Annotated in this window: 1 protein-coding gene; it reads left to right on the top strand. The window is 56.8% G+C overall.

Features of this window, described 5'->3' with window-relative positions; all coding sequences use genetic code 11:
* Positions 1-308 (top strand): DUF7507 domain-containing protein (locus tag U9S71_RS08080; protein WP_436410309.1); only part of this gene is annotated, 308 nt, incomplete at both ends.

Here is a 308-nt window from a genome sequence, read left to right on the forward strand (position 1 = left end):
TTGTTGAGAACACTGCAACAACGACAGGCACACCACCATTTGACCCTACCGATCCGGACGAACCCGGCCAGCCGATCACGCCTGTTCCCTCAACCCCCGACACGGATAATCCCGGCACACCGGGCGACCCGGGTGTACCGACCGAAGTGGTCGTCCCGGCAGACCCCGCACTGTCATTTGCGAAAACGGGTGTGCTATCCACAGATGGCAATACCATCGAATACACATTCACGGTGACCAACACGGGCAACGTGACGATGGATGCGATTACCATCGATGATCCGAAAATCACGGATCCGATTGTACTC

The sequence above is a fragment of the Parapedobacter flavus genome, from assembly GCF_035818675.1.
GTDB lineage: Bacteria > Bacteroidota > Bacteroidia > Sphingobacteriales > Sphingobacteriaceae > Parapedobacter > Parapedobacter flavus.